Genomic DNA, 19,305 nt, shown 5'->3' with positions numbered 1-19,305 from the left:
AGTTAAAAAACTAAAGGATTTCAGTAACTTGACCTGCACCTACAGTTCTACCACCTTCACGGATAGCAAAACGTAAACCTACGTTTAATGCAATCTCGCTCAATAATTTAACTTCAATAGTTAAGTTATCTCCAGGCATAACCATCTCTACACCAGCTGGTAAAGAAATAATACCAGTTACGTCAGTTGTACGTACGTAGAATTGTGGACGGTAGTTATTGTGGAATGGAGTGTGACGTCCACCTTCTTCTTTTTTCAAGATATACACCTCAGCTTTGAAGTGATCGTGAGGCTTAACAGAACCTGGTTTACAGATTACCATTCCTCTTTTAATATCTTCTTTTTGAATACCTCTTAACAAGATACCAACGTTATCTCCAGCTTCACCTCTATCAAGGATTTTACGGAACATCTCAACTCCAGTGATTGTAGAAGTTAATTTCTCAGCTCCCATACCAATGATTTCAACTGGATCTCCAGTATTAGCAACACCAGTTTCGATACGACCTGTAGCTACAGTTCCACGACCAGTGATTGAGAATACGTCTTCAACAGGCATCAAGAAAGGCTTGTTTACGTCTCTTTCTGGCTCTTCGATCCAAGCATCAACAGCTTCCATCAATTCAATGATTTTAGGAACCCAAGCAGGATCATTGTTCAATCCACCTAAAGCAGAACCTTGAACAACTGGACCGTTATCTCCATCATACTCGTAGAAAGATAATAAGTCTCTGATTTCCATCTCAACTAATTCTAACAACTCAGCATCATCAACCATATCCACTTTGTTCATGAATACAACGATTCTTGGAATACCAACTTGACGACCTAAAAGGATGTGCTCACGAGTTTGTGGCATTGGTCCATCAGTAGCCGCAACAACAAGAATAGCACCGTCCATTTGAGCAGCACCAGTAACCATGTTCTTAACGTAATCCGCGTGACCCGGACAGTCAACGTGAGCGTAGTGACGGTTAGAAGTTTCATACTCTACGTGAGAAGTATTAATTGTAATACCTCTTTCTTTTTCTTCTGGAGCATTATCAATTTGATCAAATGATTTTGCTTGACAGTAACCTGCATCAGACAATACTTTTGTAATTGCCGCAGTTAATGTAGTTTTTCCGTGATCCACGTGCCCAATTGTACCAATGTTCAAATGGGGCTTGTTACGGGTAAAATTTTCCTTTGCCATTTTACTTAATTTTTAATCTTAGTTATATATTTATTTCAATTTCCTACTTACTTGAGCCAACTACGGGAATTGAACCCGTGACCTCTTCCTTACCAAGGAAGCACTCTACCCCTGAGCTAAGTCGGCAGAATCCTTGATTAAGAAGCGTAGAGCATAAACTCACTTATCTATAATCTTTATTCTAATTTGTGGGGAGAGCAGGATTCGAACCTGCGAAGTTTTCACAGCAGATTTACAGTCTGCCCTCGTTGGCCGCTTGAGTATCTCCCCTTCATTACCATAACCTTAAGAACGTGTTCAAAACAAAATTTGAACCTAATAGAGCCGGTGGAGGGACTCGAACCCACGACCTGCTGATTACAAATCAGCTGCTCTAGCCGACTGAGCTACACTGGCAAATATCAATAAAAAAGTCCGCTATTTCTAACGGACTGCAAATGTATAGATTTTATCTCTTAATCAAAACATTTTTTTGAAAAAAAATTGAATTAAATATGAGATCTTATTTTTTCTTTTCTTTTAACCAGCAAACGTTCGAGTGATTCAGCCGACAAATCAATAGCCTCCTCAAAAGTTTTGCATTGTTTTTTTACCAAAAAATCATCTCCAGGAACATTAATTTTAACCTCCACAATTTTATTTTCTTTATCACTTGTCTTTTCAACCTTCATAAAAACATCCGAAGAAACTACTTTATCATAATACTTTTCTAACTTATCCATTCTAACTTGGACAAAATCTACTAGCTTTCTGTCAACAGTAAAGTTAACTGCATGAACATTTACCTTCATAATCATTATTTTTTGTGGTTAAACATAGTATAGAAATCACTTCAGGCTTCTTGGATGCGCATCTTTATACACTTTTTTTAACTCAGACAAACTACTATTAGTATACACCTGTGTAGACGCCAAACTTGAATGCCCTAATAACTCCTTTATTGAATTCAAATCCGCCCCGTTATTTAACATATGAGTCGCAAAAGTATGCCTTAAAACATGCGGACTCTTCTTTACTTTCTCGGAGACATTACTAAAGTACAAATTAATTGTTCTATAGACAAAAGATTGACTTAATTTTAACCCTTTTGAAGTAACAAAAAAATATTCAAAATCAACAAGCTCTTCTAAATTTGACCGCTCCTTTAAATACAACTCAATACGCCCCGCTAACATTGACAACATCGGAACAATCCTTTCTTTATTTCTCTTACCAAGCACTTTTATAGTAGCAGCGCCAACATTTACATCCTTACACCTTAAATTAATGATTTCAGCCCTACGCATTCCTGTAGCATAAAACATTTCAATCATCAACCTATCCCTTAAAGAATCAAAATCAGCATCAGCGCTAAAAACACCATCAAGACTATTCATCTCTTTTTCAGAAAAAGGAATTTGTATATTTTTAGAAACCTTTAAAGCTCGATGCTTAAGCAAAGGACTGACAGAAATCTGCTTTGTCTTTAATAAAAATTTATAAAACGCTTTCAAAGAAGCAATTTTCCTATTCACCGAAACAGTACTCAATCCCGAGTCCACCAAAAAAACCACCCAACTCCTAATATGGGAATACGCTACTTTTTCCAAGATAACCTCAAAAGAAGCGTCCTGCAAAAAAGCCTCAAAAGCATCCACATCATCACAGTACGCTTTTTGCGTATGTAATGAATAATTCTTCTCTAGAACTAAATAATCCCTAAAAGCTACTTTAATAGAAGTCATAAAAAAACCGTTAGGATCAAAGTTATAAAACTTTAATCACTAACGGTAATAAATTTTGAAAACAGAAATTTAGATATTCTCTAAACTATCTTTCATATTTTGAATGTAAGCTGCTTTTTGGAACTTCATTCTATTGATAACTGATGGCTTAATAAAAGCAGTACGTGCTCTTAATTGACGAACAGTTCCAGTTTTATCAAATTTTCTTTTATAGCGCTTTAATGCTCTATCGATATTTTCTCCGTCTTTAATTGGTATAATTAACATAATTTTATCACCCCCTTTCGTTAAGTGCGCAAAAGTAGTAAAGTTTTATTAATTAGCAATCAAAAACGATAATTATTTTACTGCGGGTTTATAATTTTGTTTATCAATAATCATTTTTGACAATATCTCTTTCAAAATTTCAGAAGTACCTCCTCCTATTGGCCCTAAACGACTATCCCTAAACAATCTTGCAAGTGGATACTCCTCCATATAACCATAGCCTCCTAACATTTGAAGACAGCTATAAATAGTTTCATCAGCCACTTTTGTTGATTTTAATTTAGCCATTGTCGCTTCTTTGACTACATATTCCCCTATGTCTAAGCGCGCAACAGCAGCATAATTGAAGATTTTACAATGTTCTACTTCAGTTGCATGCTCAACAAGAGTATGACGTAAAGCTTGAAACTTATTTATTGTTGTTCCAAATGCTTCACGACTGGACATATAATCAATAGTATAATCCAAAGCGAATTCTGCTCTTGCGTGCGCATTAATTGCCATAATCAAACGTTCCAAAGCAAAATGTTGCATAATATAAGCAAAACCTTTGTTTTCTTCCCCCATCAGGTTTTCCATTGGCACTTCTACATTATCAAATGCAATTTCTGCCGTATCAGAAGCTCTCCATCCTAATTTATCTAATTTGGTTGCCGAAATTCCTTTAGATGAAGTATCCATTAAAAAAATACTAATTCCTTTATTCCCAAGTGCAGGATCTGTTTTAGCAGCAACAACATAATAATCCGCATACACTCCATTAGTAATAAATGTCTTGGATCCGTTTATAATATACTTATCACCTTTTTTTATTGCATTTGTTCGCATTCCTGCAACATCACTCCCTCCAAAAGGTTCAGAAATACACAACGCTCCAATTTTTTCACCAGCTATACTTGGAACCAAATACTCTTTCTTTATTCTTTCATCGCCTTCTGCATTAAGATGTGTCATTGCTAAATAAACATGTGCCCAAATAGCAGCTGCAAAACCAGATGATTTTATTTTTTGAAGTTCTTCTAACAAAATCACCATATAAAATAAATCTAGATTTAGACCACCGTATACTTCAGGATATGAAATACCTAAAAACCCCATCTCTCCGAACTTCTTCCAAATAAAACGGTCGATTGTTCCAGATTTTTCCCATTGCTCAATATAAGGTACTACTTCCTTCTGCAAAAAATCCTTTAAACTTGCCCTAAACAAATCATGTTCTTCTGAAAAATATGCTGAATTCATAAAATGCGTTTTTTATTTTATTTTTAGAACTTCAAATATAACGCAATTATTTTTGCTTTATCAACAGGAAAACCCTTAATTTTTAACAAATCCTCAATATTTTTAAAATCACCATTCATGCTTCTATAAATTAAGATTTGTTTAGCCAATGCATATTTGAAGTAAATAAACTGAGACAGTTCTTTTAAAGAAGCATTATTCACATCGATTAGCTCTAACTCTGGTAATTTCGATACATAAAACTGACTATTTAAATTTTCGATTACTTCTGGAGACAACCCCCAAACCTCATTTAGCTGTTCCATAGCCACAAAACCTTTCAAGCTACTTCTTTGAGCAATTATTCGATTCGCTATGACTTCACCAATACCATAAACTTTAATTAAATCTTCTTTTGTCGCAAAATTAATATCAATCTTAACTAGCTTCTTTTTATCTTTTGTAGAATAAAAAGTAATTGTTTTCATATCATTCCTCTTTCTTGCATTCACCCAATCAGGAAATTTAAAAAAAGGAGCAATTTTGCTCAAGAGCATATCCGAAACACCAGTTACCTTCTGAAATTCTTCTGCAGAATTTACATAACGATTTGTTTTTCGAAATGCATGAAGTCGATCTATTTCTTCTACCGACATTCCTAATTTATACCCTTTATAGTCTGTTATAAAATTAGGATTGAACGGGTAAAGAGTACTCCTTGTCTGTTTGTTGTTTTTTAGCTCATCAATCTTTACTTGTAGCGAAAGCCAATCTTTGGCAGCTAGTGGAATACTATTTATAGAATTTGCTCCAACAAACCAATACAACAGTTGCAAAACGATTATAACTCCAAACAAAACCAAAAGCCCTTTTCTTTGACTATTGGTAAACTTTAAATAAAATAAAAACCTATTCAACATCATAAAGCAATTAATATTCCAGCTAAAAATAAAAAAAACACAATATCTTAACAAGAAAAATACACGAGATTTAAACTATAAAAAAAATATAACTAATTCATAATCTCAAGTGTTATCATTTTATAGATAGAAATATGAAAAAAAGTAAGCTTAAAAGAGATAATTTTTTTTATTTTTTATAAAAAACAATACATTTGGAACTTAATAACTAAAACAACAAATAACCATGTCAATTTGGAGAGTTAAACCAATATCAGCTTTTGAAGCCGATATGAAAAAAAGTAATTTGAAAAGGGTTCTTGGAAAATGGAGCCTTACTGCTATTGGCGTTGGAGCCATTATTGGTGGTGGTATTTTCGTTCTTACAGGAACAGGAGCATATTATCATGCTGGCCCTGCTTTAGCAATTTCATTTATAATTGCAGGTATTGCCTGTGTTTTTGCTGCTCTATGTTACTCAGAGTTTGCTTCTATTTTACCTGTTGAAGGATCTGCATATGCTTATGCTTATGGAACAATTGGAGAAATTTTCGCTTGGATTATAGGCTGGGGGCTTATTCTAGAATATGCTATGGGATCGATGACGGTCGCCGTTTCTTGGTCAGGCTATTTCAATAAATTACTAAAGATGTTTCATATAGAACTACCAGAATATCTGACAACAGATCCTGCTAGCTACACTGGAGAAGGTTTTTCAATGAATTTGCCAGCATTTTTGATTGTATTATTTGTAATTTCTATTTTGATAAAAGGTACAAAAAGTGCTGCAAAAGCAAACAATATGATTGTACTTCTTAAAGTATCTGCTGTTTTGTTTGTGATTATTGCTGGAGCATTTTTCATTAATACAGATAATTGGCATCCATTTATTCCTGAGGCTACTCAAATTATTGAGAAAGAATCCACTCATAACGCATACGGGTTAACAGGAATTGTTTCTGGTGCTGCTGCTATTTTCTTCGCATATGTTGGTTTCGACGCTGTTTCAACACAAGCTGGGGAAGCGATTAATCCTAAAAAAGATGTACCATTTGCTATTATCGCCTCGCTATTGATTTGTACTTTCCTTTACATTCTGGTGTCTCTAGTTTTGACTGGAATGATGAATTACCAAGACTTTAACCCACTAGGAAAATATCCAGATGCAATTAAAGCTCCTGTTGCTTATGCTTTTGATATTGCTGGTCAAGGATGGGCAGGTCTTATTATCACAATTGCTGCAACTGTAGGTTTGATTTCAGTATTGATGGTTATGATTATGGGACAATCTAGAATTTTCTTGGGAATGTCTAAAGATGGTTTGATTCCTCAAGTTTTTGCAAAAGTTAATCCAATTTCTGGAACTCCAAAAACTAACTTGATGATTTTAGGTGGTATTATAGCAATCGTTGCTGCATTTACTCCAATCAATGAACTTGCAGATATGACTAGTTTTGGAACCTTGTTTGCCTTCACTATGGTTTGTATTGCGGTTTGGATTTTGAGAGTAAGACAACCAAATTTAACAAGAACTTTTAAAGTACCTGCTTTACCAGTTATTGCGGTTTGCGGAATTTTAATCAATACTTACTTAATGATTAACTTAAGTTTAAAAGCACAACTTTTCTCATTGGGGTGGTTACTTATCGGTTTTGTTGTATATTTTGGATATAGTAAAACAAGATCAAAATTAAACAACGAAGAGACTGAACAATAGTCAATTTATATATTTAAAAAAGAAGCCGTTTCAGTATTGAAACGGCTTCTTTTTTTTATAAATCAAATACGGAAGATCTTTTTGCGCGGACTAAATCTTTCAAACGAATCCAAAAAGCTAAAGTTAAGTATACTGCAAACCATAACCCAGCAGTTACAAAGGATAGATAAATAAAGAACAAACGAACATTTGTAACACGCATTCCTAATTTATCGGCTAAACGTGAAGACACATGAAAACCGTGTTTTTCAAAGAAAAATTTAAGTTTGATAATTGCTGACATTACTTTGCAATTGAATTAATGAAATAGTGAGACAAAATTACATTTTTATCTTCAGTATTTAGAAGTGGATACAAAATGATTGTAAAAAAACCAATTACCAACTACTAGCCCCGATGGGAGTGGCATCCTTTGCCTTTTTCCTTTAAAAAGGCAAAGATATAACGGACAGCGGGAACAATGAATCCAAGAATTCAGATTGTTTATGCTCCAAAAAAGACTATTGCTTAAGTAATTCTGAACCAATAGCACAATCGAGACATCTACTTTTATTACAATATTCTGATTTTAATTGAAGTAATGTTTGAGCTTCAAAAGCATTTTTGGTGGAAATTCCAATTGATTTAAACTTGTCTAAAATTGCATTCTTTTCTGAATCTAGAGATTGCATCAAAGCGATTAATTCCTCTGTTATTTCTTTTCCCTGATTTTTTGCATACGCAAATTGAATTGGAATTATGGTATTGATTAACAATAAATCAATAAAGGATTTAGTGAGTTTCTTACTCTTTTTAGGGCTGATTTTATCGAATTGATAATGGGTTTGCCAATACTCTGAAGTTGCTACAGCAAAGCGTTCATACAATAAAGGCAACGAAAACTCGTTTGTGATTTTGGAAAAAAGATGTTTTTCTTGATGGTACAAACTCGCCAATTGAGCCAATCGAATAGTTGGAAAATTATCAGGTCTGTGCTTGAAAAATTGAAGTGGCTCTATATTGACCTTCTCAATAGCATACTTTTGAAGTAAGTAATAGAATCGAAATTGTAAGTTCTTAAAATACGTATCTTCTTTATCGTAATCTAACAAACCTGCCATTCCGAAAAATAGCGCTTCTAGATTTTGCAAATCCGAGGCTTCTTTTCGAATCACCGAAAAAGGTATGGATTGCGCAATTTTAAAAAAAGAAACACCATTTGTATTGAGACCGAAATTCTTAGCTAACAAGAGGAATAAAACTGATTCCCAATCATTTTGGGTAACAACTAAATTATCAAAAACATACTGAGATTTTCGTTCTAAGCGTTCAAAAAATAAGCGTTCTTGCCAATTGGAAACAACAAATGAATTGACTTCTTGTATTTGGTTTTCACAATAAATCCAAGATTTTTGAGCTATTAAATTTTTATATGAAAACAACAGCTCTTTATTAACATAATTTCGAAGCTCCACTACTGGAATTTCTTGATTATTGGGGGCAAAAACATCGGAATCGTGTTCCCAAACTACATGCAAAATAACATTATTGTAAGCTATATCACGTTCATGATTATGCAAATACCAATCGGAAGATTTGACATGGATTTCGATATTGCCTGCCCATTTCTGACTAGCAATTATGATTTGAGCATTGAAAAAATCAGGACCTGCAGTTTCTAAATAATATCCAGGATGCAGTATCGAAATAGCTTCTCCTTTGACAGTTTGTAACTCAAGTGATGTTAACTTTTGGTATTTCCAGACATAATGCAAAAAATCTTCTTTCATATTGGTAGACGATTCAAATGAATTGACTACTAATGTATTAAAAAAACCTAAATGAAAGAAAATTATTTCAATAGATACAATTTAGCACAAGCTCTTGCATCGGATAACGCTTCATGATGATCTAATGCAATGTTCATAATCCTGCAACAGTCACTCAATTTTGCAGGTTTAAATCCTTTGGCTTTATAAATTTTTACGGTACATTCCCATCGGGAACCAATATTTAAATCCTCATAATTCAAACCGTGCAATGCCATCGTTTTGGACAAAACATTTCGGTCAAAACTTTCGTTATGAGCTACAACAACTCTATTTTTAAGGCGCTTTTCAATTTCTGGAAAAACCTCTACAAACGTTTTAGCATTTGCTGTATCTCTGGGATAAATCCCGTGTACTTGAATGTTGAATGGATTATAAAAATTATTTGGCGGTTGAATCAAAGTAACAAACTCATCTACAATAATTCCCTTCTCGACCGTAACAATTCCAACCGAGCAGGGATGATAGGCCGTCGCCGTTTCAAAATCTATTGCAGTGAAAGTGCTCATATTATTTTATTGATCCGATAATATCGTATTTGGTAATAATATGATGATTTCCATTCCCAAGATCAATCAAAACAGCCGCATTTTCACGAGTGAATAATTTTGACACTTCTTCAATAGGGGTTCCCATTGGTACAATTGGAAATGGTGCTCCCATAATTTCTCTCAAAGGACGATCGGCAGTATTTTTATCAGTAATATAACTTTGAAACAATAACGACTCGTCTACAGACCCAACAAATCCAGTAACATCAACCACTGGAATTTGAGAGATTTTATATTTACGCATACGCTCAATTGCATGCGATACTAGCTCTTCTGTTCTTGCAATAACCAAAGGCTTATCAATATGATCTTTAATTACATCCTCAGCTTTTGTAATTTCATCTTCCAAAAATCCTCTTTCACGCATCCAATCATCATTGAACATTTTACCAACATACCTACTTCCAGAATCATGAAACAATACGACAACAACATCTTCTGGTTTAAAGTGTTCTTTAAGTTGCAATAATCCCTTAATAGCAGCTCCAGCTGAATTCCCAACAAAAATCCCTTCCTCAAGTGCAATTTTTCTTGTATAAACTGCCGCATCTTTGTCAGTTACTTTTGTAAAACCATCAATTAGAGAAAAGTCAACATTTTTTGGTAAAATGTCTTCTCCTATTCCTTCTGTGATATAAGAATAGATTTCGTTTTCATCAAAAATACCCGTTTCGTGGTATTTTTTAAATACAGAACCATACGTATCAATACCCCAAATTTTGATATTTGGATTTTTTTCTTTCAAATATTTGGCAACACCAGAAATAGTGCCTCCTGTACCAACTCCAACCACAAAATGCGTAATTTTCCCATCGGTTTGTTCCCAAATTTCAGGGCCGGTTTGCTCATAATGAGCTATAGCATTCGATGGATTATCATATTGATTCACATACCAAGAATTTGGTGTTTCTTCAGCTAAACGTTTGGAAACGGAATAATAAGAACGTGGATCTGTTGGTTCTACATCTGTAGGACACACGACCACTTTGGCACCAACGGCACGAAGAATATCCATCTTCTCTTTGGACTGTTTGTCTGAAATTACACAAATTAGCTTGTAGCCTTTTACAATGGCCACTAAGGCTAATCCCATACCTGTATTTCCAGATGTCCCTTCAATGATTGTACCCCCAGGTTGCAAACGACCATCTGCCTCGGCATCTTCAATCATTTTTATAGCCATTCTGTCTTTAACAGAATTTCCAGGATTGAAAGTTTCTACTTTGGCCAAAACCAAAGCATCAACACCATTAACAATCTTGTTCAATTTCACTAATGGTGTATTACCAATAGTGCCTAATATATTTTGTGAAAAATTCATTTGTAAAAAAATTAATTAAAGAAATTCCATACCAAACCAAAACGAACCGTAAAATCTCTATATGGCGTATTGGGAGCTGAAAAAAAATTATTTGAAGAAAAAAGGGCATTAAAATGCTCTGCTTTTAAATAGATACGAGTTCGCTGAACTTTAGCATTAATAAAAAAATCAAACAACGGAAAGTTTCCGATTTTCTTGTCGTTTTGTACAAAAAATTCCCCAACAACTGGATTGTAGTCATTAGCATAATATGACGAAAAATAGTTCAGTACTATACCCGTTTGCAAGTACAACGCTTTATTCTTAAAATAAGCATCTGAAAAATAAAAAGCACTTCTCAGAGTAAAATCGGGTACGTTCAAAATTGCGTCAGATTGGGTTACTTTTTGATATAAAAAGGTATTATCGAAACCAAATTTTCCAAAATTGAATTCACGACTTGCTTTTACCGATAAATAATTGATTGTTTTATCATACTGATTAGGCGCAACAATCTGTTGTCTATCTAACTTTTGAGCTGTAGTCGTTATATCTTCAAAAAATAAAAAATCTTTTAAAATGGTGTATTGAGCAGAAAAATTCACCCATTTAGTCGTAGCATTAGCTAAAATATTATTAATTTTTTCATTCTTAAAATTGTTCGACCAATTGTAGCTAACGAAACTAGATTGGTACAAATTATAATTATTATTGACTAATTTATTTTTATTTTGGTATTCAAAAGAAAACTGATTATCCTCGTCTAAGTCAAAAACCATTTTAGCCTCAAGATTAGACAACGATTGATTAGTAATAGATCGGGAATACAAAAATTTACCGTTCCATTTTCCTTTTGAATAATTGTATTGAGCACCAAAACTATTAATCTTTTCACTTATCACACTTGGAATTACGTCTGAAGCTAAAATTAAAATTTGGTTGTAATAATAGTTGCTTCTAAAATCATCAATGAAAAAATTAAACTTACCTAGTGTCGTGTTCTCATACGCAACTCCAACTCGATTATACATTTTATTGAAATGCGTTTGGTCGTTAATATCGCTCGAAGAATAAGAATCTCCAAATCTCATAACAGAGGAGTTTCCTACTGTCGATGCTACAGTGGCTTGATTGTATTCAAAGAATTTATTTTCGTAATTGAATTGATGGTTCAACAATAAGTTATTAGCTCCCTTTTTTTTGTTAATCCTAAATTCGTGATCCAAAAACAAACGCCTTCCTTTCAAAAAAGATTTTGCATCGGTTAAAAAAACCTCCAAACGTGCTCGATTATCATAGTTTGGATCCTCCCCTTCAAAATCAGAAACCGTTGTAATGCCTCCATTTTCGCCATTTAGAATATCTTGATAGGTAAAATGACCGTCGGCAATATATCTAAAATCCTTAGTATGATAACTGGTAGTAAACCTGAAATTTCCTGAACTCGATAATTGGTTGATGTATCTTCCTAAAGATCGCAATCCACGATAAGCAATAGAAAAATTCAAATTTTCATTCACATTAACTGCAAAGTAGGAATCTAAAGATTGCCCTTGCTGAATAGTCGTCTTAAAGTAAATCTCTGTAACAGGAGTAGCAACAGATGCATATCTAATTTGATTGGCCTCCATAAAATTGAAATGCTTTGCTTTAAATCCCATTTCAGGAAAAATATCATTTTTGACTAAACCGTAATTAAGTATATTATAAGTTTGCCCCTCATTCGGAAAAGCCAAAAGACCAAAATTATCTTTTCTTAAATAATTATGCGAGTACTCTTTTCTGATTGTCAAAGAGGTATCAATATAAGTAGTATCTCTATCCAAAGTAATGATACGATACAAATCTATTGGGGCAACTTTTACTTTGGTTGTATCTACAGACTTAGAACTATCTCTTTGAGAGTTCATCCTTTTTGGAGCTTGGGGGTAAGCTATACAAGAGATTAACAAGAAGAGGACATATAAGTATATTCGCATCGTAAAAATTAAATTTTAAACTTGTTCACAATTTTAGTCAGCAAAGATAATTTATATAATGTCTTTTTTGCCTACAAATCATAAAGATTTAAATCACAAAAAAGGGATTAAAAACTTAAAAGCTTTTAATCCCTACAAAATAAATACAAAATATACTATTCTTTAATAAATTTTGAAGTTACTGAAGTATTATCACCCACAAAAGATATCAAATAAAGTCCTTTGTTAAGACTACCAATTCTCAATTGATTATTGCTAAATTCATTAGTAGACAAAACCTCCTTACCCAAAACATCATACACTTTAATAGATTTAAGATTAAATTCTGAAGGCAAAGAAAACGAAACAAAATCTTGTGCAGGATTTGGATAAATCTGTATAGATTTTTCAATAGAGAAATCTTTACTTGATAATGTCAAACCACTGGCTGCATCAGCAATTAAAGAGAATTCTTGACTACCATCTTTCAAAACACCTTTGTGCTTAACTTCTATTGTATAGGTTCCAGGTTCAGCATTCTCAATATAAACTTTTTCAACATTGTCAACGTCATTATCAGAATTTTGTGTTGCAGGACTTTGAGGACTACTAACATCTAATTTCCAAGGAAAATAAACAACACCGTCTTTCATTATCTTCAAATCCAAGTTATTTACTAATCTAGGAGCTTTTTCATCTATGACATCAGCCGTGTTTAGGGCTCCTGTCGGATCTGTCCAACAAATAGTAACACCTAAAGGCTGTCTTGAATTCAAAACAATTGTTTTTGAATACACACCATTATTACTTAAAACTACTTGCTCAATTACCGAACTTTTGTTGGCATTAGAAATAATTTGTGCAGCTTTCTTCCCGTCAGCCAGCCCCCAACCAAACTCATAGTCAGGACCAAGACCACTTCCTGCTTCTTTTGCAGAATGAATTAATAAACCTCTAACCATTGAAGCTTTCATATACTTTGATGGATTAAGATTATTAAAATGATTCTGAAGTAATACAATCAAACCTGTGATAGCCGGAGCTGCCATTGAGGTTCCATTATTAACACCATAAGCCGTGTTGCTTGTCGAAATTGTTGAGCTTATTCCAACACCTGCTGCAGAGATATCAGGCTTAATTCTACCATCATCAGTAGGACCGTAATTACTAAAATTACTCATTGAAACACTAGTATTATCAGAATAGTTTTCAACTTTATTGACTGCAGCAACAACAATACTGTTTTTAGAACACGTAGCTCCTGATAACATATCATAACCTAGCTTATCTTGAATCTGAGGCAAAGCAAAATCATTCCTATCATTACCAGCAGCATAGACTACTTGATAATAAGGAAAAACATTAGATATGTCATCAATTTCAATTGAGGATTCATCATAACTACCAAAAATTGATTTTGGTGAAGAAGGAGTTAAAGCATACCCGTAAGAATGATTAGAAACTAAATAACCTTGACTAGCAAAAATTGTCATTTCATCAATATCTGAATTCCAATCATTTGTATAAGCTTTGGCATTAAATGCAATACCTTTTCTAGAAGCAGATACTCCTGACGCAATTATAGTACCTGTTACGTGTGTAGCATGTTCACTTAACGCACCTCCTCCATCATTAATGGTAACTCTACCTGAAAATTCAATATGAGTATCTCTAACTTTTCCTCCATCCCAAACCCCTGCAAAAATATTCTCACCAGACAAACTCAAGCCTAAACTTCCTCCTACATACAATTCATTTGCTCCTATTGTTTTAGCAGATAAATCATTATAAACTTTATAATAAAAAGGAACCCCTTTTCTAATTCGGACTAAAGACATCTTGTCAGAATCAACAATTCTATTTCTTTTCTTAAACTCATTAATTAACTTGGATTGAACCAGATTTTTACTATGGTTATCACTCAGAAGCTTTTGAACTTTTGCCTTGTTATATGAATTTAAAATAAATGATCTTTCCAATTCACTTTGTGAAAAAAGTGTAAAAGGCATCAATAAAAATAAAAAATATTTCATATTATGATAATTAAAAAAACCCTCCTAAGAGGGTTTTAAATTTAGTATCCTTTATTTTGAACTAAGTTCGGGTTGATATCCATTTCTCTTTGTGGTATTGGGAAAATAGTTTTATCTGCACCTGGTTGTGATTGAGCACTGTTTGCCAAACCAGCACTACGTAATGGCAAATTATTACGTAACAAATCCATTCTTCTTAAACCTTCAAAACAGAATTCTTTTCTTCTTTCATTTAGAATAGAAGTCAAATCTACAGTTGATAAATTTGCTAAACCAGCTCTTGTTCTGATCCTGTTAACATCTTGAACAGGTGTTGAACCACCTACTGTTAAAGCTCCTCTTAAGTTAGCTTCTGCTCTAATCAAATACATTTCAGAAATTCTAATAACTGGTGGGTCATCAGTATTTGATGTCCCATTAGGATATTTGCTGGTAAATAAATCAGTAGCAGAAATAGCATTAATCCCATTTCTTGTTAAAGCAGTTCCAAATCTTAAATCTCCTGTTTCAGCAGTGAAAAGATCTTTCAAATTTTGAGAAAATGGACAATCTCCTCTTCCATTCGCATTAACTCCATTAAACATTTTTGAGTAAGATTCTGCTCCAGCAGCATCACCAGCAACGTTTTGTAAAGTAAAAATCAACTCAGGATTTAAGGTGTTGTAAAAAGCAAAGTTAGTTGCTAAAGTAAAACCAGTTGTATTAATTACTTGATTTGCATAATCTGCTGCTTTACCCCATTTTTCTTGATACAAATACAATCTAGCTAAAAGTGCTTTAGCTCCTGCAACGGTTGCACGTGTTCTGTCTGTAGATGAAGAATTTATTGATGCTACCGCATCTAACAAATCAGCTTCAATTTGTGCGTGAACCTCAGATAAAGTACTTCTCTTAGGAAAAGTAACTGTACCTGTAAAAGGTTCTATTAATAATGGAATCGATAAATTAGCCCCTTTATCATTTTGTTGCAATTGATGCCCAAAACAAGCAGACAAACGCAAATTCATTAATGCTCTCATAAATTTAGCCTGACCTACAATATTAGCTTTCTCAGCGGCTGTAAATTCATCTGTAGCAGTAGAAGGAACATTTGGAGTAAACTTAATCAACATATTTGCTTGATTAATTGTTGCAAAATGTGCTGCCCAAATTGTCGCGATAGAACCATTATCTGACAATGTTGTGTAATTGTTTATATCATTAAAAGTTGGAAATGAACCAACAAACTTAACGTTATCAGACTGCCATTCTGTAATAGCATCATAAGTACCAGATAAAACATTAGAAGATTGTGCAGAACTATACATTCCATTCACAGCTCCATTAGTCAAAGATTCGTTTGAGAAAACTACGTCTGGCGTTAGTGAATCTTCAGGGCTTAAATCAAGTGTATTATCACAAGATAAAAACAACAAAGAAGACATAAATATTAACAGTATATTTTTATTTTTCATCTTAGTATAAATATTTTATTAAAAAGTCAATTTAGCACCTAACAAATAACTTTTGAATTGAGGAGGTGTGAAAAAAGTCTCGCCTGCACCTAAATTTGCTAAAGTACTAGTAGTCTCAGGATCGATACCTTTCAATTCGTCTTTTTTGAAAGTATATAAATTAGTAATAGTTCCATATAATCTCACACCACTAATAAATCCAATTCTTTCAAAAATTGATGATGGTAAATTATAACCTAAAGTAATATTCTTGATTCTTATGAATGAACCATCTTTAAGTTGGTTAGTAGAACGTTGTGCGAAAGTACCACGAGTAGCACTAGTCAAAGAAGGCGCATAGGCATTTTGACCTGGTGCTGTCCAATAATCTAAGACTTTAGGATCTTTATTAAAGTCATTAACCAAATTATCCGTGAATCTTTGTCCGTCAACGAAAATGTTATTACCATAACTAAAGTTAGCAAAAATATTTAAATCAAAATTCTTGTACTTGAATGTATTTGTTATTCCACCAACGAAATCAGGATTCGCATCACCAACTATAACTCTATCATTAGCAGTTGGTGTTGTTGTAACATTACCAGCTTTATCTAACCACTCAGCATTACCAGTTTGAGGATTAATTCCTTTGTATCTAATCAAGAAGAATGTGTTAATAGAATATCCTTCAATCGCTCTTTGAGAAGCACTACCAGTTACAAACCTATTACCGTCTAAATCAACTGCAGCACCTGGAAGAGACAAAACTTTGTTATTATTATGAGCTATATTAAAACTAGTTCTCCATTCGAAATTTTCCGTTTTAACATTCAAAGTATTAATATCAACTTCAATACCTTTATTCTCCATACTACCAAAATTTCCTGTAATTGTATTAAATCCATTTGTTGCAGGAATTGGTGGGCTCAAAATTAAATCTGTAGTTTTTTTACTGTATACATCTACAGAAACATTTACTCTACTATTAAATAAACTAACATCAGTACCTAAGTTTATAGTTTTAGATTGTTCCCAACGATATTCATTATTAGCTGGTTGAGAATATGAAAACCCTGGTGAATTATTATAAGCACCGCCAGCACCACCAGCGTACAATGGGAAGAATGCAAAATCTCCAACTCGATCATTACCTGCAGTTCCAATAGAAGCTCTCAGCTTAAGATCAGAAATCACACGACTATCTTGTAAAAATGCTTCTTGTTTTGCATTCCAAGCGAAACCAGCAGCCCAGAAAAGACCATACTTTTTGTCTTGAGCAAATCTACTAGAACCATCTCTTCTACCTGTAAGTTCTAATAAATACTTCTTGTCATAATCATAGTTTACTCTTGCAAAATAACCATTCAATCTTGCATTTTGAGTAAGTGTTGTTGTTAATGTTTTCGTTGCTCCTGAAGTAATATTCAATAACAAATCTGAAGCATAATCTGTAGCTTCTAATCTTGCCACTCTGATATCTGTTTGCTCATAAGTTGAACCAACTAGAGCATTGAAATTATGCTTTTCAAAAAACGTCTTATCATAAGACAAAGTATTTGTTACAACATATTTATTTTGCGTTGAGATATCATTGTATCCGTATCCACCAGGGCTATTAATTTCAAATGAACGCTCTTGTTGCTCTAAGAACAATCTATCAACACCGAAATCAACTTTGTACTTTAAATTTTTGAATAATTTAACTTCAGCAAATACATTACCCGTTAACCTTGATGTAGTAGCATTATTTATATCGTAAGTCTCAATTGCAACAATATTTGGAATAAAACCAGAAGGCGGAGTAAGACTACCATCAGGATTATATATTGGTGTCCAAGGAGCAATTAATGCTGCACCAGTAAAAGGAGCAAAAGTTGAATTCTCAGAACCAACACGGTCATTTTTTGTCTCAGCATAAGACATATTTGCACCAACTTTGATGTAATCATTTGCTTCGTGATCTAAGGATACTCTACCAGAAGTAATTTGAAAATTATTACCTAAGATAAATCCTTCTTGATCAGAACGACCAAAACCAACATAAAAAGATGTCTTTTCACTTCCACCAGAAACACCAATATTAGTATCTTTTGAAGTACCTGTTCTTGAAACAGCATCTAACCAATCATAAGACCCTGGTAAAAAACTTGCTGGATCTTCACCTCTTAAGGTCTTAAATTCTCTGTATTGATCTGCATTCATTAAACGTAATACATCAGTAGACTTTGTAATAGACAAAGCTTGATCAACAGTAACTTTAGTTGATTGACCTTTTTTACCCTTTTTAGTAGTAATCAAAACAACACCATTAGATCCCCTAGAGCCATAAATAGCAGTTGCAGAAGCATCTTTTAATACTGTCATAGACTCAATATCGTTTGGATTAATCTCCAACAACGGATTAAGTGCCTGTCCACCTTGAGCAGTAGTTAATTGAAGGTCATTCATTGGAACACCATCAATAACAAACAAGGGTCTACCACCACCTGAAATAGAAGCATTTCCTCTAATTTTAACCTGAGTAGCAGAACCTAGAACTCCAGAAGAGTTAACAACTTGTACCCCCGCGGCTTGACCTTGAAGTAATTCTTGAGGAGATAAAGCCACAACATTTTCAATTGACTCAGCTGTAACAATTTTATTTGCTTGCACAAGTTTTTTCTTCGATTGTGTACCATAAGCAACAGTAACCACAACTTCTTGTAACTTCACAGTACCTGTCATTTTTAAATCAACTACTGATGAAGCTCCAACAGTCATTCTCATAGTATCCATTCCTAAAAATGAAAACACCAAAACATCGCCTTGTTTTGCTTTAATGGAATACTTCCCATCAAAACCAGTTTGTGTACCACTTTTAGTACCACTTACTACTACGTTTACTCCTGGTAAAGCACCAGTTTCATCAGTAACAGTACCAGAAACAGTCTTCTCTTGTGCGAAGACAAATTGCATTGACAGTGCCAATAGCAAAGAAAAAATCCATTTGAATTTTGATCTCATATTATTATTGTTTGAATTAGTTATGCAACAAAAATCACAATAAAATCTTAATATACCAAACAAATAGCAAAATAAATCCATTAAGAAATGTTTAGAAAACAATATCTAATTGTGAAAATTTTAAATAATTCTCAACAAAAAAGTTTATAAACGAAAAATAATAGCGAATAAAACAATATTTTTGCCAAAAAAAATT

General features: G+C 33.5%; 15 protein-coding genes and 3 tRNA genes. 1 reads left to right on the top strand and 17 read right to left on the bottom strand.

Annotation, left to right across the window (positions count from 1 at the left end; translation table 11 throughout):
• Positions 1 to 10: 10 nt before the first annotated feature.
• The 9 genes from tuf to FLAVO9AF_RS00290 all read right to left on the bottom strand — a co-directional run bounded on the left by tuf (position 11) and on the right by FLAVO9AF_RS00290 (position 5,330).
• Entirely contained in the window at positions 11 to 1,195 is a 1,185-nt protein-coding gene (gene tuf / locus FLAVO9AF_RS00330) for an elongation factor Tu (RefSeq protein ID WP_159682323.1), read from the bottom strand.
• Between the two features lie 54 nt (positions 1,196 to 1,249).
• Positions 1,250 to 1,321, bottom strand: a tRNA-Thr gene (locus FLAVO9AF_RS00325).
• Positions 1,322 to 1,384: 63 nt separating this feature from the next.
• Positions 1,385 to 1,465 (bottom strand) — tRNA-Tyr (locus tag FLAVO9AF_RS00320).
• A 52-nt stretch (positions 1,466 to 1,517) separates the two neighbouring features.
• A tRNA-Thr gene (locus FLAVO9AF_RS00315) sits at positions 1,518 to 1,591 on the bottom strand.
• Positions 1,592 to 1,683: 92 nt separating this feature from the next.
• On the bottom strand, positions 1,684 to 1,986 hold the full coding sequence (hpf, locus tag FLAVO9AF_RS00310) for a ribosome hibernation-promoting factor, HPF/YfiA family (RefSeq protein WP_159682321.1): 303 nt from the start codon (positions 1,984 to 1,986) through the stop codon (positions 1,684 to 1,686).
• Between the two features lie 36 nt (positions 1,987 to 2,022).
• Positions 2,023 to 2,919 (bottom strand): tyrosine-type recombinase/integrase, encoded by an 897-nt coding sequence (locus FLAVO9AF_RS00305; RefSeq protein WP_159682319.1) that lies wholly within the window; start codon positions 2,917 to 2,919, stop codon positions 2,023 to 2,025.
• Between the two features lie 69 nt (positions 2,920 to 2,988).
• Positions 2,989 to 3,186: a 30S ribosomal protein S21 gene (rpsU, locus tag FLAVO9AF_RS00300; RefSeq protein ID WP_064716531.1), complete on the bottom strand. Its 198-nt coding sequence runs from the start codon at positions 3,184 to 3,186 to the stop codon at positions 2,989 to 2,991.
• A gap of 72 nt (positions 3,187 to 3,258) precedes the next feature.
• The gene (locus FLAVO9AF_RS00295; RefSeq protein WP_159682317.1) at positions 3,259 to 4,428 is read right to left on the bottom strand and encodes an acyl-CoA dehydrogenase family protein; all 1,170 of its coding nucleotides are present in this window, start codon (positions 4,426 to 4,428) and stop codon (positions 3,259 to 3,261) included.
• 23 nt (positions 4,429 to 4,451) lie between these two features.
• Positions 4,452 to 5,330, bottom strand: coding sequence for a helix-hairpin-helix domain-containing protein (locus FLAVO9AF_RS00290; RefSeq protein WP_159682315.1), 879 nt, complete (start codon positions 5,328 to 5,330; stop codon positions 4,452 to 4,454).
• Positions 5,331 to 5,553: 223 nt separating this feature from the next.
• Between FLAVO9AF_RS00290 and FLAVO9AF_RS00285 the strand changes: the two genes are divergently transcribed.
• Positions 5,554 to 7,023, top strand: coding sequence for an APC family permease (locus FLAVO9AF_RS00285; RefSeq protein WP_159682313.1), 1,470 nt, complete (start codon positions 5,554 to 5,556; stop codon positions 7,021 to 7,023).
• Between the two features lie 55 nt (positions 7,024 to 7,078).
• On the opposite strand, the gene FLAVO9AF_RS00280 is transcribed toward FLAVO9AF_RS00285, so the two are convergent.
• The 8 genes from FLAVO9AF_RS00280 to FLAVO9AF_RS00245 all read right to left on the bottom strand — a co-directional run bounded on the left by FLAVO9AF_RS00280 (position 7,079) and on the right by FLAVO9AF_RS00245 (position 19,109).
• A complete protein-coding gene (locus FLAVO9AF_RS00280) occupies positions 7,079 to 7,306 on the bottom strand; it encodes a hypothetical protein (RefSeq protein WP_064716527.1) in 228 nt (75 codons plus the stop codon).
• A gap of 217 nt (positions 7,307 to 7,523) precedes the next feature.
• The gene (locus FLAVO9AF_RS00275) at positions 7,524 to 8,792 is read right to left on the bottom strand and encodes a DUF2851 family protein (RefSeq protein WP_159682311.1); all 1,269 of its coding nucleotides are present in this window, start codon (positions 8,790 to 8,792) and stop codon (positions 7,524 to 7,526) included.
• Between the two features lie 62 nt (positions 8,793 to 8,854).
• The gene (locus FLAVO9AF_RS00270; protein WP_159682309.1) at positions 8,855 to 9,340 is read right to left on the bottom strand and encodes a 3'-5' exonuclease; all 486 of its coding nucleotides are present in this window, start codon (positions 9,338 to 9,340) and stop codon (positions 8,855 to 8,857) included.
• Position 9,341: 1 nt separating this feature from the next.
• Positions 9,342 to 10,703 (bottom strand): pyridoxal-phosphate dependent enzyme, encoded by a 1,362-nt coding sequence (locus FLAVO9AF_RS00265; RefSeq protein ID WP_159682307.1) that lies wholly within the window; start codon positions 10,701 to 10,703, stop codon positions 9,342 to 9,344.
• Positions 10,704 to 10,714: 11 nt separating this feature from the next.
• A complete protein-coding gene (locus tag FLAVO9AF_RS00260; protein WP_370516436.1) occupies positions 10,715 to 12,592 on the bottom strand; it encodes a putative porin in 1,878 nt (625 codons plus the stop codon).
• Between the two features lie 224 nt (positions 12,593 to 12,816).
• Positions 12,817 to 14,673, bottom strand: a complete 1,857-nt coding sequence (locus FLAVO9AF_RS00255) for a S8 family serine peptidase (protein ID WP_159682303.1) — start codon at positions 14,671 to 14,673, stop codon at positions 12,817 to 12,819.
• A gap of 41 nt (positions 14,674 to 14,714) precedes the next feature.
• A complete protein-coding gene (locus tag FLAVO9AF_RS00250; protein WP_159682293.1) occupies positions 14,715 to 16,127 on the bottom strand; it encodes a RagB/SusD family nutrient uptake outer membrane protein in 1,413 nt (470 codons plus the stop codon).
• 18 nt (positions 16,128 to 16,145) lie between these two features.
• Positions 16,146 to 19,109: a TonB-dependent receptor gene (locus tag FLAVO9AF_RS00245; protein WP_159682281.1), complete on the bottom strand. Its 2,964-nt coding sequence runs from the start codon at positions 19,107 to 19,109 to the stop codon at positions 16,146 to 16,148.
• Positions 19,110 to 19,305 lie beyond the last annotated feature (196 nt).

This window comes from Flavobacterium sp. 9R, assembly GCF_902506345.1.
GTDB lineage: Bacteria > Bacteroidota > Bacteroidia > Flavobacteriales > Flavobacteriaceae > Flavobacterium.
This window is presented reverse-complemented; position numbering and strand designations above follow the sequence as displayed.

Excerpts from the sequence above, each read along its gene's own strand:
- FLAVO9AF_RS00255 (WP_159682303.1), bottom strand. The coding sequence starts at position 14,673 with ATGAAATATTTTTTATTTTTATTGATGCCTTTTACACTTTTTTCACAA.
- FLAVO9AF_RS00265 (WP_159682307.1), bottom strand. The coding sequence starts at position 10,703 with ATGAATTTTTCACAAAATATATTAGGCACTATTGGTAATACACCATTA.
- FLAVO9AF_RS00295 (WP_159682317.1), bottom strand. The coding sequence starts at position 4,428 with ATGAATTCAGCATATTTTTCAGAAGAACATGATTTGTTTAGGGCAAGT.
- FLAVO9AF_RS00275 (WP_159682311.1), bottom strand. The coding sequence starts at position 8,792 with ATGAAAGAAGATTTTTTGCATTATGTCTGGAAATACCAAAAGTTAACA.
- FLAVO9AF_RS00260 (WP_370516436.1), bottom strand. The coding sequence starts at position 12,592 with ATGAACTCTCAAAGAGATAGTTCTAAGTCTGTAGATACAACCAAAGTA.
- tuf (WP_159682323.1), bottom strand. The coding sequence starts at position 1,195 with ATGGCAAAGGAAAATTTTACCCGTAACAAGCCCCATTTGAACATTGGT.
- FLAVO9AF_RS00250 (WP_159682293.1), bottom strand. The coding sequence starts at position 16,127 with ATGAAAAATAAAAATATACTGTTAATATTTATGTCTTCTTTGTTGTTT.
- hpf (WP_159682321.1), bottom strand. The coding sequence starts at position 1,986 with ATGAAGGTAAATGTTCATGCAGTTAACTTTACTGTTGACAGAAAGCTA.
- FLAVO9AF_RS00270 (WP_159682309.1), bottom strand. The coding sequence starts at position 9,340 with ATGAGCACTTTCACTGCAATAGATTTTGAAACGGCGACGGCCTATCAT.
- FLAVO9AF_RS00290 (WP_159682315.1), bottom strand. The coding sequence starts at position 5,330 with ATGATGTTGAATAGGTTTTTATTTTATTTAAAGTTTACCAATAGTCAA.
- FLAVO9AF_RS00245 (WP_159682281.1), bottom strand. The coding sequence starts at position 19,109 with ATGAGATCAAAATTCAAATGGATTTTTTCTTTGCTATTGGCACTGTCA.
- FLAVO9AF_RS00280 (WP_064716527.1), bottom strand. The coding sequence starts at position 7,306 with ATGTCAGCAATTATCAAACTTAAATTTTTCTTTGAAAAACACGGTTTT.
- FLAVO9AF_RS00285 (WP_159682313.1), top strand. The coding sequence starts at position 5,554 with ATGTCAATTTGGAGAGTTAAACCAATATCAGCTTTTGAAGCCGATATG.
- FLAVO9AF_RS00305 (WP_159682319.1), bottom strand. The coding sequence starts at position 2,919 with ATGACTTCTATTAAAGTAGCTTTTAGGGATTATTTAGTTCTAGAGAAG.
- rpsU (WP_064716531.1), bottom strand. The coding sequence starts at position 3,186 with ATGTTAATTATACCAATTAAAGACGGAGAAAATATCGATAGAGCATTA.